At 64.4% G+C, this 14,473-nt stretch carries 15 protein-coding genes; 7 read left to right on the top strand and 8 right to left on the bottom strand.

The annotated features are described in order from the left end of the window. Positions 1-65 precede the first annotated feature (65 nt). A complete protein-coding gene (locus ACFYOW_RS23820; RefSeq protein WP_387291265.1) occupies positions 66-2,096 on the bottom strand; it encodes an FAD-dependent oxidoreductase in 2,031 nt (676 codons plus the stop codon). Further along, entirely contained in the window at positions 2,093-2,674 is a 582-nt protein-coding gene (locus tag ACFYOW_RS23815) for a PadR family transcriptional regulator (protein ID WP_387291262.1), read from the bottom strand. The genes ACFYOW_RS23820 and ACFYOW_RS23815 overlap by 4 nt, the downstream gene beginning before the upstream one ends. 105 nt (positions 2,675-2,779) lie before the next feature. Here ACFYOW_RS23815 and ACFYOW_RS23810 point away from each other — a divergent pair, with 105 nt between their 5' ends. Then, positions 2,780-4,171, top strand: coding sequence for an MFS transporter (locus ACFYOW_RS23810; protein WP_387291259.1), 1,392 nt, complete (start codon positions 2,780-2,782; stop codon positions 4,169-4,171). A 15-nt stretch (positions 4,172-4,186) separates the two neighbouring features. Here ACFYOW_RS23810 and ACFYOW_RS23805 read toward each other — a convergent pair whose 3' ends face one another. Next, on the bottom strand, positions 4,187-4,807 hold the full coding sequence (locus ACFYOW_RS23805; RefSeq protein ID WP_387291256.1) for a TetR family transcriptional regulator: 621 nt from the start codon (positions 4,805-4,807) through the stop codon (positions 4,187-4,189). A 183-nt stretch (positions 4,808-4,990) separates the two neighbouring features. On the opposite strand from ACFYOW_RS23805, the gene ACFYOW_RS23800 reads away from it, so the two are divergent. The 3 genes from ACFYOW_RS23800 to ACFYOW_RS23790 are packed head-to-tail and all read left to right on the top strand — an operon-like array spanning position 4,991 to position 7,528. After that, complete coding sequence (locus ACFYOW_RS23800; RefSeq protein ID WP_387291254.1) at positions 4,991-6,049, top strand: ferredoxin reductase; 1,059 nt, start codon at positions 4,991-4,993, stop codon at positions 6,047-6,049. 21 nt (positions 6,050-6,070) lie between these two features. Continuing rightward, positions 6,071-7,219, top strand: coding sequence for a fatty acid desaturase family protein (locus ACFYOW_RS23795; RefSeq protein ID WP_387291252.1), 1,149 nt, complete (start codon positions 6,071-6,073; stop codon positions 7,217-7,219). Between the two features lie 42 nt (positions 7,220-7,261). Continuing rightward, the gene (locus tag ACFYOW_RS23790) at positions 7,262-7,528 is read left to right on the top strand and encodes a hypothetical protein (protein WP_387291250.1); all 267 of its coding nucleotides are present in this window, start codon (positions 7,262-7,264) and stop codon (positions 7,526-7,528) included. On the opposite strand, the gene ACFYOW_RS23785 is transcribed toward ACFYOW_RS23790, so the two are convergent. After that, complete coding sequence (locus ACFYOW_RS23785; protein ID WP_387291248.1) at positions 7,529-8,065, bottom strand: DUF4254 domain-containing protein; 537 nt, start codon at positions 8,063-8,065, stop codon at positions 7,529-7,531. It abuts the gene before it with no gap. Between the two features lie 332 nt (positions 8,066-8,397). Here ACFYOW_RS23785 and ACFYOW_RS23780 point away from each other — a divergent pair, with 332 nt between their 5' ends. Together ACFYOW_RS23780 and ACFYOW_RS23775 are read left to right on the top strand one after the other, a co-directional pair. Then, complete coding sequence (locus ACFYOW_RS23780) at positions 8,398-8,784, top strand: hypothetical protein (protein WP_387291246.1); 387 nt, start codon at positions 8,398-8,400, stop codon at positions 8,782-8,784. Positions 8,785-8,951: 167 nt separating this feature from the next. Then, complete coding sequence (locus tag ACFYOW_RS23775) at positions 8,952-9,626, top strand: DUF4389 domain-containing protein (protein ID WP_387291244.1); 675 nt, start codon at positions 8,952-8,954, stop codon at positions 9,624-9,626. A 36-nt stretch (positions 9,627-9,662) separates the two neighbouring features. On the opposite strand, the gene ACFYOW_RS23770 is transcribed toward ACFYOW_RS23775, so the two are convergent. The 3 genes from ACFYOW_RS23770 to ACFYOW_RS23760 form a co-directional block, all read right to left on the bottom strand. Then, complete coding sequence (locus ACFYOW_RS23770; protein WP_387291438.1) at positions 9,663-10,526, bottom strand: ATP-binding cassette domain-containing protein; 864 nt, start codon at positions 10,524-10,526, stop codon at positions 9,663-9,665. Between the two features lie 128 nt (positions 10,527-10,654). After that, positions 10,655-11,488: an ABC transporter permease gene (locus ACFYOW_RS23765; RefSeq protein WP_387291242.1), complete on the bottom strand. Its 834-nt coding sequence runs from the start codon at positions 11,486-11,488 to the stop codon at positions 10,655-10,657. After that, positions 11,481-12,212: an ABC transporter permease gene (locus ACFYOW_RS23760; RefSeq protein WP_387291240.1), complete on the bottom strand. Its 732-nt coding sequence runs from the start codon at positions 12,210-12,212 to the stop codon at positions 11,481-11,483. The genes ACFYOW_RS23765 and ACFYOW_RS23760 overlap by 8 nt, the downstream gene beginning before the upstream one ends. Positions 12,213-12,487: 275 nt before the next feature. Between ACFYOW_RS23760 and ectB the strand changes: the two genes are divergently transcribed. Continuing rightward, positions 12,488-13,780: a diaminobutyrate--2-oxoglutarate transaminase gene (ectB, locus tag ACFYOW_RS23755; protein ID WP_387291238.1), complete on the top strand. Its 1,293-nt coding sequence runs from the start codon at positions 12,488-12,490 to the stop codon at positions 13,778-13,780. Here the strand turns inward: ectB and ACFYOW_RS23750 are convergent, their stop codons facing one another. Then, on the bottom strand, positions 13,781-14,440 hold the full coding sequence (locus ACFYOW_RS23750; RefSeq protein ID WP_387291236.1) for a L,D-transpeptidase: 660 nt from the start codon (positions 14,438-14,440) through the stop codon (positions 13,781-13,783). It abuts the gene before it with no gap. Positions 14,441-14,473 lie beyond the last annotated feature (33 nt).

Genomic DNA, 14,473 nt, shown 5'->3' with positions numbered 1-14,473 from the left:
TTGGAGAGGCGTTCTCGACATTTGCCGGGAGCGCGCCTTCGCCCGCGGCCCGGCGAGGGGAGTCGCTACAGGCGGGCCGCGAGGCGGGTGCCTTGGTCGATGGCGCGTTTGGCGTCGAGTTCGGCGGCCAGGTCGGCGCCGCCGATCAGGTGGATGTTGGCGCCTGCGGCGCGCAAGGGCTCTTCGAGTTCGCGGACGGATTCCTGGCCCGCGCAGATGATGACGTTGTCGACCGGGATCAGTTGGGGGCGTTGGCGTTTCTCGCCGAAACTGATGTGCAGGCCGTTGTCGTCGATGCGTTCGTAGTTGACGCCGCCGACGTGCTCGACGCCTTTCGCCTTCAGCGCCGCGCGGTGCACCCAGCCGGAGGTCTTGCCGAGATCCTTACCGAACGGGGTCGACTTGCGTTGCAGCAGAACGACTTCGCGGGCGGCGGGGGCGGGCTTGGGCTTGGTGAGCTGGCCGCGGGCCTGTTCGTCGGCGGAGTCGACGCCCCACTCTTCCTTCCACTCGTCGAGTTTGAGAGTGGGATGTCCTTCTACGGTGAGGAATTCGCTCACGTCGTAGCCGATGCCGCCCGCACCGATGACGGCGACGCGCTTGCCGACGGGCCGCTCCTCCCGGACCAGTTCGGCATAGGACAGCACCATCGGGTGGTCGATGCCGGGGATATTCGGAATGCGTGGGCGCACACCGGTGGCGAGCACGATCTCGTCGTAGCGGGCCTCGAGCAGTTCCGCCGCGGTAACACGCTTGTTCAGGTGCACGGTCACACCGGTGACCTCCAGCATCCTGGTGTAGTAGCGGATCGACTCGTTGAACTCTTCCTTGCCCGGAATGCGGCGGGCGATATCGAACTGCCCGCCGATCTTGTCGTCGGCCTCGAAAAGGTCCACCCGGTGCCCGCGTTCGGCGAGATTGACCGCCGCCGACAGTCCGGCCGGGCCTGCGCCGACGACCGCGACGCGCTTGGTGCGCCGAGTCGGGAGCAGCTTCAGCTCGGTTTCGTGACCGGCCCGCGGGTTCAGCAGGCAGGACGCGGTCTTGTGCTGGAACGCGTGGTCCAGGCAGGCCTGGTTGCAGGCGATGCAGGTGTTGATCTCGTCGACCCGGTTGGCGGCAGCCTTGTTCACCCATTCCGGATCGGTGAGGAACGGCCGTGCCAGCGAAACCAGTTGCGCGTCACCGCGAGTGAGGATCTCCTCGGCGATCTCGGGCATATTGATCCGGTTGGACGCGCAGACCGGAATGTTCACGTGTTCGGTGATCTTCGCGGTGAATTCGACGAAGGCCGCCCGCGGCACCGAGGTGACGATGGTCGGCACACGCGCCTCGTGCCAGCCGATATCGGTATTCAGAATGTTTGCGCCCGCCGCTTCGAGTTCCTTTGCCAGCGAGACTATTTCGTCGAATGTCTGCCCGTTCTCGACCAATTCTGCCATGGACAAACGGAATACGATGATGAAGTCGGGCCCGACCGCCGCGCGGGTGCGGCGCACGATCTCCACCGCGAGCCTGCGCCGGTTCTCCGGCGAACCGCCCCACTTGTCGGTGCGCTTATTCGTGCGTGGCGCGAGGAACTGGTTGATGAAATAGCCTTCACCACCCATGATTTCGCAACCGTCGTAGCCCGCGAACTGGGCCAGCTTCGCACAGCGGGCGTAGTCGTCGATGGTCTGCTCGACCCCGCGCGCGGAGAGCTCGCGCGGCCGGAACGGGTTGATCGGAGCCTTGATCGAGGATGCCGAAACACTGCCCGGCATATAGGAATAGCGGCCCGCGTGCAGGATCTGGATGGCGATCTTGCCGCCCGCTTCGTGCACGGCCTTGGTGATCACCCGGTGCCGGTAGGCCTCGGACTTATTGGTGAGTTTGGCGCCGAACGGCAGCAGCCAGCCGGTGCGGTTGGGAGCGTAGCCGCCGGTGATGATGAGACCGACACCGCCGCGGGCGCGCTCGGCGAAATAGGCGGCGAGCCGGTTGGTATCCCAGGCGCGATCCTCCAGGCCGGTATGCATCGACCCCATGATCACGCGATTGCGCAGCGTGGTGTGGCCGAGATCGAGGGGCTCGAAAAGATGGGGGAACGAACTCATCGCTGAGTTTCACCTTTCTTCGGGTCCGCGTGCGGGGCTGTTGCACGCGGTCGCAGGGCTTGCAGTACTTCGTCGCACCATTCGACGAAGCCGGACTCCACGCGGATGCCCGCGCGCAGCACGAGGTACTGGTGCAGCGGGGTGCCGGAGAGCTGATCCGGAGCGGGGAAGTCGCGTTTCTCGATGAGTTCGAACAGCTCGAGGCGCTGATTGTGCTGCTCGCGATGGCGGACGACCTCATCGCAGAGCGCGCCTATATCGCCGTGTGCGGCGGCGCGAATCTTCACGCCGAGCTCATTGCGCGGTATCGAGGTATCGGACGGTGCGGCGATCCAGCGCGCCAGCTCGGCCCGGCCCGCCTCGTTCACCGAATAGACCTTCTTGTCCGGCCTGCCCTGCTGCGTCACTGCCTCGCTGGTGAGCCAGCCGGATTCCTCCATGCGCTTGAGTACGCGATAGATCTGCTGATGGGTGGCGCGCCAGAAGAAGCCGATGGACTTGTCGAAGCGGCGCGCCAGCTCATAACCCGAACCGGCGCGCTCGGTCAGCGATACCAGCAGCGCATGTTCGAGTGCCATCACTCCAGGTTATCGTTACACCCGGTACTATGCAACTGAGTGCATAGCCGCGACGGTATCGAGTGTTGGCCCGCCCGACGGCGAAATCCGCACTAGGCTGCGCCCATGAGCGCCGCATCGCGCAGCGGATTCGATGAGGGTGGTGGCCGGGTGACGGATGAGCCGGAGGTTGATGCGCGGGCGACTGTCGGGCAGGCTGCCGGACGCGGGCAGGTGGTGGCGTGGGGGTTGTGGGACTGGGGGTCCTCGGCATTCAATGCCGTGATCCTGACCTTCGTATTCTCGGTGTACCTCACCGATAAGGTCGGCGACGATCTGCCAGGCGGGGTGGAACCGAGCGCATGGCTCGGCTGGGCCCTCGGCATCGCGGGTTTCGTGGTCGCGCTCACCGCGCCGATCAGCGGCCAGCGCTTCGATGCGAGTGCGAAACGTAAACGCTCACTTGGCGTTTTGACCGCACTGACCATCCTGACGATGGCGCTGATGTTCTTCGTCCACGACAACTACCACGACTTCTGGTTCGGCCTGGTCCTGCTCGGCTTCGGTTCCGCATTCTTCGAATTGGCAGGCGTGCCCTACAACGCCATGCTGCGCCAGGTATCCACCCCGGCCGATGTCGGCCGGGTCTCCGGATTCGGTTGGTCCATGGGCTATTTCGGTGGCATCTTCATCCTGCTGATCAGCTACTTCGGCTTCATCTCCGGCCACGGTGACAACCGCGGTCTACTCGGTGTGCCCATCGATGACGGTACGAATATCCGATTGGTCGCGATGCTGGCCGCGGTCTGGTTCGCCGCCTTCGCGCTGCCGGTGCTGTTCGCCGTGCCCGAATTACCGCCCACCAATGCCGATCCCGGTGCGGCGAAGGCCGGATTCTTCGGCTCCTACCGGGTGCTGTGGCGGGATCTGCGCGAGCTGTGGGCGGTGGATCGACGCACCGTCGGCTTCCTGATCGCCAGCGCGATCTTCCGCGACGGTCTGGCCGGTGTGTTCACCTTCGGTGCGATCCTGGCCGTGCGGGTCTACGGCATCGCCGACTCCGATGTGCTGCTGTTCGGCATTGCCGCGAATGTGGTTGCGGCACTCGGCGCGGTCACCGCCGGTCGTTTCGACGACCGCGTCGGCCCGAAGATCGTGATCGTGGTCTCGTTGATCGCCATGGTGATCTGTGGCATCGCGCTGTTGATCGTGTCCGGACCGGCCATGTTCTGGGTCTTCGGTCTACTGCTCACCATCTTCGTCGGCCCCGCCCAATCCGCCGCCCGTTCGTTCCTCACCCGCCTGGCCCCACCCGGCCGCGAGGGCCAGATGTTCGGCCTCTACACCACCACCGGTCGCGCCGTATCCTTCCTCGCTCCAGCACTTTTCGGCTTCTTCGTCTGGGCCTTCGACGCCGACCGTGCGGGCATTGTCGGCATTCTGGTAGTCCTCGCCATCGGTTTGGCGGCCTTGCTGCCGGTCCGTAAGCCCGATCCCGCGGTTCAGCCCGCCGCGTAGGGCGAGATCGATTGTCTAGCGCTCCTTGGCGGGCCGCCAGGCGGCCATGCCGAGTGCGATGAGACGGACCTGGCGGATGGTGCGGTCGATGATCGCGGCTTGGTCACGCGGGGTGGCGGCGACGTAGTCGGCAATGCAGTCGGCGACCGTGGAGACGATCAGATCGGCGGCCAATTCGAGGTCGTCGGGGGACCAGGAGTCCAGGTCCGGAATGCGTGACAGGTCGACGACCAGTTCGCGCACGATCAATTGCAGTTCGAGTGCGATGGCCTGTTGCAGGGCGGCCGAGCCGCCCCGGCGTTCGCGGGTGATGAAGCCGAAGAGTTCGCGCTTGGTGGCGACCTGACCGAAAACAAACCGCACGGTCTCCGAGAGTCGGGCATCGGGCGTGCGACGCAGTTGCCGCAGGGCCAGGCGCAGCGCCCGGATGCCCTCGTCGACCAGTGCCGCGCCGAGATCGTCGAGTGAGGCGAAGTGCCGGTAGAACGCGGTCGGCACAATGCCCGCGGAGCGGGCGATCTCGCGCAGGCTCAGCGCGCCGAAGCCGCGTTCGGCGGCCAGCGCGAGCGTGCCGTCGAGCAGTGCCTGTCTGGTGCGCTCCTTGCGCTCGCCCCGGGTAGCTGCGGTCTCGGTCATCGCAGTGAGCATACAGCCGTTCACCATTCGTCTATTCCTAGGATGTAGTTCGGGTCACATCAGTTCCTGGTTGACACTGGACCCGGTCCATCGGTCACACTAGTTGAGTGTACAGGCGTGCACTGAAATCTTCGCCGATGAGGGTTCAGGAGTACGCCGCGGCCCGAAAGCAGAGGCAACCGCATGGTGGGACTCATCGACCTGGTGCAAACCCTGACCACACCGCACCCGCTCGACCGCTACCTGGAACTCGTCCGCCCCACGCTGACGGTTCGGGAGTTGCGGGCGGAGATCACCCACGTCCGCCGCTCGGTGCCGGGTTCGGTGACGCTGACGCTGCGTCCCAGCCGGCAGTGGCGCGGCCACGTCGCGGGGCAATACGTGCAGATCGGCGTCGTAATCGACGGCATCCGGCACACCAGGTGCTATTCACCGGTCAATCCGGCGGGTCGGCGCGACCGGCACCTGCAACTGACGGTCAAGGCGCATCCGGGCGGCCTGGTATCGCAATACCTCTACCGCAACGCCGTACCCGGCATGGTGGTCAGCCTGGAACCGGCCGCCGGTGTCTTCCAACTGCCCGAACCGCGCCCCGAACGGGTATTGCTGATCAGCGGCGGCAGCGGCATCACCCCGGTGCTGTCCATGCTGCGCACGCTGGCGGATGAGGGCTATCCGGGCGAACTCGCCTTCCTGCACTACGCGAAATCACCGGAGACGGTGCCGCATCGGGCGGAGTTGGAGGCGATTGCACAGGCGCACCAGAACTTCCGCATCGAACTGCGCTATCCCAGCGACGGCTCCGGCCATTTCGACTATGACCAACTCGAATCCGTCGCACCGTGGTTCGCCGACGGCGAGACCTACGTCTGCGGGCCCCAGGGCCTGATGGACGCGGTGCGCAAGATCTTCGAGGCAGAGCAGTTGGACGCGCGGCTGCACACCGAGGAATTCACCCTGTCCAGCACCTCCGTCGACGCCGACGAGGCCGTCGGCACGGTCAGCTTCTCGGCCAGCGGACGCAGTGCCGAGAACAACGGCGCGGTCCTGCTGGAGCAGGCCGAGGCCGCGGGATTGACACCGGAGTACGGCTGCCGGATGGGTATCTGCTTCTCCTGCACCGCGGTTCGGCGCAGCGGCTGCACCCGCAATGTGCGCACCGGCGAAACCGACAGCGATCCGGATCAGCCCATCCAGCTCTGCATCAACGCGCCCGTCGGCGATGTCGACATCGATATCTGACAAAGCAAGGGGACCAAAGCAATGACGATTCTTACCGAAACGAAAGACGGCCCGCTGGTACTGAGCCCGGACCAGGTCGAGGAACTCGGCCGGGCCCTCGACGACCTGCGCGCCCGCGTCGTCGCCGATCTCGGCGACGCCGACCGCGAATACATCTACTCGATCATCAAGGCGCAGCGCGGTTTCGAGGTCGCCGGGCGCGGCCTGATGTATCTCGGCTTCCTGCCGCCGTTCTGGCTGGCCGCGGTGGCCGCGCTGAGTGTGTCGAAGATCCTGGACAATATGGAGATCGGCCACAATGTCATGCACGGCCAGTACGACTGGATGCGCGAGCGCGGCCTGAATTCCCGTGAGTTCGAATGGGATACGGTCTGCCCGGCGGACCAGTGGAAGCATTCGCACAACTACATGCACCACACCTTCACCAATATCCACGGCATGGACCGCGACATCGGCTACGGCATCCTGCGCATGGACGAGGGGCAGCAGTGGAATCCGCTGCGGCTCGGCCAGCCGCTCTACGCCTTCGCGCTGATGGTGCTGTTCGAATGGGGTGTGATGGGCCATGACCTGGAGGTGGAGAACATCATCCGGGGCAAGAAGAGCTGGTCGGACATCAAGCGATTGCTGAAGGGGCAGTGGCGCAAGGCCGGTCGGCAGGTGCTCAAGGACTACCTCGTCTTCCCGGCACTGACCGGTCCGCTGTTCGTCAGCACACTCGCCGGAAACACCGCCGCCAATCTGGTGCGCAACCTCTGGGCCTTCTCCATCATCTTCTGCGGCCACTTCCCCACGGGCGTACAGACGTTCACCGAAGAGGAGACCGCCGAGGAGACTCGCGGTGAGTGGTACGTCCGGCAGATGCTCGGCTCGGCCAACATCACCGGCAGCAAGCTGTTCCACATCATGTCCGGGAATTTGTCGCATCAGATCGAGCACCACCTCTTCCCGGATCTGCCTGCGAATCGCTATCCGCAGATCGCGCCGGAGGTTCGGGAACTGTGCGAGAAGTATGGATTGCCGTACAACACCGGTTCGCTCGGTAAGCAAGTCGGATCGGTCTGGCTGAAGATTTTCAAGCTGGCGCTGCCGCCGTTCTTGGTCGGGAAGGAGTCCACGCCCGGTGTTATCGTGATGCGACAGCGGAACACAACCGAAGTGGGCGTGTGAATGATCGGGAAATTCGAAAGCAACAAGGATCTAATTCAAGAATTGACATCCTCTGGTGCACGACATGTCGGAAATATTGCGAACATCATCACCGGCACCGTCGCGGAAGTCACCCGGGAGATCGGTGAGTGGATCACCGACGCCATCGAGATGAACGAGGCCGCGGCCGCCGCGCGCGAGGATGCCGCGGCGCAGCACGGGAACGATCTCGTCGACGAGGCCGACGTGTCCTATGACGCGGAGGTCGAGCCGAGCGCGCCGTTCGTCGAGGCAGAGGTGGTCGAGCCGGAGGCAGAAAACCCCCGGTGATCACCACACCGGCAGCCTGCGCCGGTGCTCGGTCACATCGGTGATCAGGTCCTTGTACCCGTCGGCCAGTTCGGCCAATCGGCTCCACTGCAGCTGGGCGTCATCGTCCAGCTGCAGTGGATGCGGCGGCCCGATCGGTGCCGACATACCCAATGCATGTTGTGCCGCAACCCATTTCGCCGCCATTCGATCGATGACCGCGCCCAGCGTCTCGGTGTGCAGCGAGGCGCCGGTGCGGTGCTCCACATTGCCGGCCACCCAATTGTCGATATGGCCGACCAGTTCGGTTCGGTGTGCGTCGAGGTCGTCCACGAGTTGCAGGCAGTGTGCTACGCGGGCGCTCGGGGCGTCCGGCGCATGCGCAGCCTGCAGAGCAATGCGCCTGCGTTCATGACATTCGACCAGTGCGCGTCCCGCGGCCAGGACAGGGTGGCGGTGTCGATTCGGATCGTCGGGTTCGCGAAATGCACGCAGTAGCGCCGATGGTGATGGCAGCTCGTCGGCTTCGATACGACCTGCTGCATATTCGGTAGGCATGGTGCACGCCCCTGCGGTGGCGATGGGTGTGTTTTGGATGCGCCAGGGCCGAGGAGGATTTCGGGGAGGGGCACCCCTCGGCTCCGGCGCAGCCCCGCAGCCGGATCGCCCTCCACACAGTCCACCAGCACGGCAAAGAAACCGGGAAATCCGCGACGATGCGATGAGGAAGACGGCCCGAGAAAATCGGGACCTTTTCAGGAAAGCGCGATAGTCGAATCGGCGCAATAGAATGGTGTAGAAACAGATGAGCTGCCTGGAAATCGTTATGATCCGTTACGGATCGGTCACATAACTGCGGACTTTCCTACCTTCGTGAAATCGCTGAGCGCATGGGCAGCAACCACTTCCGGCGCGGTGCGCGCACGACGCCGTTCGATCGACTAGCCTCGGTGTTCGTGCCCGCCTATGTGTCTTCGCCCGAGTTGACGTTCGGGTTCATGTTCGCGCTGGAAGATCCGGAGCGAATCGCCGAGGTCGTGCGCACGCTCATCCTCCGCAAGACGGTGTCGGTGTTTCGGCTCGCGCGCCTGTCCGACGACGACGGACCGCCCGAACGCTATGTCGTGAACTGGGCGGTGATTCCGCAGATCTCGATCACCACCAGCGCCCCCGACCCGGACGAGCTGGAGGCCGGGCAGATCATGCTGGTGAACGCCTTTCTCGGTGAGGAGGGCGAGGTCAGTCTGTACTCGGCCCAGGGGCAGGCGCCGAGCTGAGGCCTGCGGCAGGCCCGTTGCGGCACTGCGCGATTCGCCACGACGGCGGCCACCTTTTCGTTGGCGAGTCGGTATCGGAACGTGGTCCGACCGGATGTGCGATACGGGACAATCGGGACATTCCACTCGTTGTCGAGGCATCGAAGCACCTGGAAGGAGCATCGATCATGGAGCCCGAGAACACCGTCGCCGTCGCTGCCGCGGCCAATCCGGTTCGAGTCCGAGGAGATCTCGATCCTGCGCTATCGCGCTGGATGTGGCTGGTCAAATGGATCCTGGCCATCCCACACGCCATTATTCTGGTATTCCTGTACATCGCGTACGTGATCGTCTCGGTGGTCGCATTCTTCGCGATTCTGATCACCGGTAACTATCCGCGCGCACTGTTCGACTTCAATGTCGGCGTCATGCGATGGGGATGGCGGGTCGGCTTCTATGCCTACTCGGTGCTCGGCACCGATAGGTATCCGCCGTTCAGTCTGCAGTCGGATCCGGATTATCCGGCGGATCTGGAAATCGACTATCCCGAGCAGCTGAGTCGTGGTCTGGTGCTGGTGAAATGGTGGCTGCTGGCCATTCCGCACTATCTGATCGTCGGTGCGATATTCAGTGCGGGTATGGGCGGCAAGTACGGCTGGGGCGGATTCACGCTGGCCAATGTGCTGGTGCTGGTCGCAGTCGTGGCACTACTGTTCACGGCGGTATATCCCAAGGCCGTGTTCGATTTCCTGCTCGGCCTGCACCGGTGGTCCATCAGGGTGGGCGCCTACGCCTCGTTGATGCGTGACGAATACCCGCCGTTCCGACTCGACCAGGGCGCTCGCGAACCCGAGAACAACTGAATATCAACCGAATCGGGAGCCGGACAGCGGCGTCGGTCACCAAGCGGATTCATAGATCCGCCGGACCACGTCCTCGATGTCCGGCTCCTCTATGGACAGATCGCGCACCTCGGCGCGATCGGAGACGGCCGCGAGAACCTGTGCGGCGGTGGTGGATTCGGCGTCGAAAGCCAATCGCTGGCGCATGCCCCCGCCCTCGCTGGTCAACAGTTCGGCGCTCGGCAGATCGTCCAGATTGCGGGTCGGTTCGGCCAGATCGACGACCAGCACCCGCCGCGCGCCCACCCGCACCGCAAGGCCGGTCAGTGAACCGTCGTACACCAGACTGCCGCGGTCGACCACGAGCACCCGGTCACAGAGCCGTTCGATATCGCCCATATCGTGTGTGGTGAGCAATAGCGTGGTGCCGCGCTCGGTGCGTTCGGCCCGTAGGAACTCACGTAGTCGCTGTTTCGACAGCACATCGAGGCCGATGGTCGGTTCGTCCAGGATGACCAATTCGGGAGAGTGCAGCAGCGCCGCGGCGACCTCGGCCCGCATGCGCTGGCCGAGCGAGAGCTGGCGCACCGGAGTGTCGAGTGTCTCGGCCATCTCCAGTTGTTCGACCAACTCGTAGGTACGTTTATGCGCGACATCGGATTCCAGCCGGTGGATCGCGGCTAGAATCGAAAACGATTCGCGCAGCGGCAGATCCCACCACAGCTGGGAGCGTTGCCCGAACACCACCCCGATCCGGGCGGCGAGTTCGCGCCGCTGCCGCACCGGATCCAGGCCGCAGGTGCGTACGTTGCCCGAGGTGGGGACCAGGATGCCGGTCAGCATTTTGATCGTGGTCGACTTGCCCGCCCCGTTCGCGCCGATATAACCCACCGCCGAACCGCGTTCGATGCGAAACGTCATCCGGTCCACCGCGGTGAGCGTTTCGCGGCTGCGTCGCCAGCGTTGCCCGTTTCTCCGATACAGAATGAATTGCCTTGTCAGGTTCTCGATCTCGATGATCGAGTTCGATAACTCGCTGTCCGCCACGCTTATCCGCCGCCTCCCTGATAGTGCCGAGTGCCTAGTCGCCACAAACCCAATGCGAGCAGCCACACCCACAGCGCCGCCAACGGTGCGCACCAGGCCAGCCAGGGCGGCAGCAGCGGTGGGCCGGGTAGGTGCAGCAGTGCGATGGTCGGTAGATACGCCGTGAAGGCGACCGGAATGGCGAAGCCGAATACCAGCTTCAGCGATGTCGGAAACACCGAAGCCGGTTGCATGGCGGCGAAGGAGCCGCCGTAGGTGAAGCTGTTGGTCAGTTCCGCACCGTCGATCAGGTAGAACTGCGCGCCGGCGGCGCAGACGAACACGCCGCCGAACAGGGCGATGCCGCTGAGCAGGGTCATGACCAGCAGTGCGAGAGTTTGCGGATCCCAAGCGAGATCGTTGCGAACCAGGCCGAGTCCGAGCACGATGATCGCCACCGAGGCACGGGCGAATCGGCGCAGCGAGATGTCACTGGTGATGAGCTGTAACAGGAGTGGCTGGGGTCGTAGATGATAGGCGTCGAGCACTCCGAGCCGGATGAGTGTCGGCAGTGAATCCAGGTGCCCGAACAGCACTTGGGCCAGTGCGAATCCGGAATTGCTCAGGCCGAACAGCAGCAGTGCGCCGTCCAGATCGAGCCCGCCGAGCACGCGGACATTGTGGTAGATGACCCACACCTCGGCGAATTCGACGATGCCGATCAAAAACGCGCTGAATACTTCACTGGCAAAGGACAATCGGTACGCGCGCTGGGCTCGCATTCGCGACCGCAGCACCGCCACGTAGGGGGTGAACCAGGTACCGGCCGGTACGGGCGTATACGGGGGCTCAGCCACCCTGCACCTCCAGCCTGCGGCGCCCGGCCACCAGCAGCGCCCGGCCCACCGCACCGACCGCGAGTACCCAGAACCCCTGTGCGGCAACGACCGTCACGGCATCCATCCCGATGACCCGACCCGACAGGATGTCGATCGGCGACTGCAGGATCGACGGGAACGGAGTGGCATGCGCGACGGTGCGCAGCCATGCCGGGAACATGTGGACCGGCACGAACAGCCCGGCCAGAAACGTGCCGCAGATCTGGTATAGCACTCGGAGCCCGCGGGTTTCCACCACCCAGAATCCGATCAATCCGACTGCGAAAAGGCATAGAAATGACAACGCTACGGCCAGCACCACGCTGACCAGCCCGAGCACGTAGGGACCCGGTGTGTCGGGCATGACGAGCCCGAAGGTGAGCACGCCGACCAGTACGCTCGGCACGCCGCGCGGCAGTATCGTGCACGACGCGCGGCCGAGATCGATGGCGAGATAACTGAATTGGACATCGACCGGACGCAAGAAGTCGATCGCGATATCGCCGTTTTTGACCCGATCCACCAATTCCAGTGGTGGTCCCATGAATTGGGTCGCGCCGAGCAGGGCCTGGGACAGCCAGACGTAGGCGCCGATCGATCCCGCGTCGTAACCACTGAAGCCGCCGGATGCGCGCACCGCGGCCATCATCACCGCCGCGCGCACGAATCCGAAGACGCAGTTGGTGAACAGACCGGCGAACATCGCTAGTTTGTACTGGGATTGGCGCCGGAAACCGGCTCGGACGAGGTGGAGGTACAGCCGCGCGGTCCGGAGTGCGTGCAGTGCGGCTAGCTGCGATCTGTTGCCCTCCATACTGTCGCGCACAAACGGTTAACTCTACGGTGCGTCGGGGGACGCGCGGTAGGTAAGCGCGCGATTTTTGGAAAAGTGCGACAAACCCGCTGCACCAATGTTAGAAACACAGTCACTTCAGATTTGCCCCGTGGGCGCTCGCGCACGACAGGAAAGGAATGTCGATGACTGTCGCCGCTAGCGACTGCTCGCAGGTCGCTCGAAACAACGCTGCGTTGACCGTTTTCGAGACGCTCGAGTCGAATGTGCGCGGGTACTGCCGGGCTTGGCCGACGGTGTTCGATACCGGCAGCGGCGCCTGGCTGCGCGATGAGAACGGCAAGGACTACCTGGACTTCTTCGCGGGCGCGGGCGCGCTCAACTACGGGCACAACAATTCGGTGCTGAAGCGGGCGCTGCTGGACTACATCGTCGGCGACGGGATCACGCACAGCCTCGACATGTCGACCGTCGCCAAGCGACGGCTGCTGGAGGCCTTGCGCGACACGATCTTCGAGCCACGCAGACTGGACTACAAGGTGCAGTTTCCCGGTCCGACCGGCGCGAATGCGGTCGAGGCCGCGCTGAAGCTGGCGCGCAAGGTCACCGGACGCCAGACCGTTCTCAGCTTCACCAACGCCTTCCACGGGATGTCGCTCGGCGCGCTGTCGGTGACCGGCAATGCCGCCAAACGCGCGGCTGCCGGTGTGCCACTGCCACATGCGATGCCCATGCCCTACGACGGCTTCCTCGATGCGGCCGATGACCTGCACTGGATGCGGCGGGCCCTGGACGACTCGTCCTCGGGGTTGGACAAGCCCGCCGCGGTGATCGTGGAGACGGTGCAGGGCGAGGGCGGGGTGAATGTCGCACGCTCACAATGGCTGCGGCAGCTGGCCGAATTGTGCCGAGCGCGCGGAATTCTGCTGATCGTCGACGATGTGCAGATGGGTTGCGGACGGACCGGTGGGTTTTTCTCATTCGAGTTCGCGGACATCACTCCCGACATCGTGACGCTGTCGAAATCCATCGGTGGGTACGGGTTGCCCATGGCGCTGGTGCTTTTCAAGCCGGAACTCGATCAGTGGGCGCCCGGTGAGCACAACGGCACCTTCCGCGGCAACAATGCGTCATTCGTCACCGCGCGGGTTGCGCTCGAGCACTACTGGTCAGATAGTGCGCTGGAGATTTCGACGGTGGCCAAAGGGGAGCGCACGGCACGCGCGCTCGCCGAAATCGCGGCGGCGTTCCCCGGCGTCTCGACGCGCGGGCGCGGGCTGGTGCACGGCATCGTGTTCGAGGAAGCGTCGCACGCGGGCAAGGTGTCCCAACTCGCCTTCGAGCGCGGGCTGCTCGTGGAGACCTCCGGTTCTGCCGACGAGGTGGTAAAGCTGTTGCCGCCGTTGACAATCAGCGACGACGAATTGGATCGCGGGTTGTCGTTGCTCGCCGGTGCGGTAGAGGAGATCTGCGGATAGTCACTTGCTGCCGATATTGATCACCGGGTGCGCGCTCGGATCCAGCCAGCGCATTACGGCATCGAGGTCGGCAGCCGGGATCGATACGCACCCGGCGGTCGGGCCTCCGGTCTCGACATGGAGGAAGAAGGCCGAACCCGCGCCCGCGACGACGGGCTGACGGTTGTAATCGATCACCACGGCATGTTCGTACGCCGGACCGGCCTGGCCCAGGTTCTCGCTGGCATGCTCATCGAATTCGCAAGTGCCGGTGGCACATTGCGCATAGTGGTTGTAACTCGGCGAGCCGATATCGGAGACCCACCAGTCCTGTGCGCCGACCTGGCGATAGGGGAGGCGGGTTCCGTTGTTCGGCGCGATCCCGAACGCCTCGCTCAGCGTCCACACACCGACTGGTGAATGCGCCGAGTCCTCGCTGGCACGGCCGATGCCGTCGCGCCCGACATACGCCCGCAGCGGACCGACAGCGGCGCGCCATCCTCCTGAAATGCGTTGCCACGCAGTCAGTGTCGCGGTGGTATTGGCGGCGTGCGCGGCGACGACGGTGACGACTTGATCGGCATCGCCGTGGTATGGCAGGGGCAGATCGGACCTGGGTGTGCTGGTGCACGCGGCGACGCCGGACAGCAGCACGATGAGCAGCGTTATGCGTTTCGACAAATGAAACCTCCCGATGGGCGTCGACCCTAATGC

This window comes from Nocardia sp. NPDC006982 (assembly GCF_042869435.1).
In the GTDB taxonomy this organism is placed as follows: domain Bacteria; phylum Actinomycetota; class Actinomycetes; order Mycobacteriales; family Mycobacteriaceae; genus Nocardia.
Note: the sequence above shows the minus strand (reverse complement) of the source record. Positions and strands in the feature narration are given on the sequence as shown.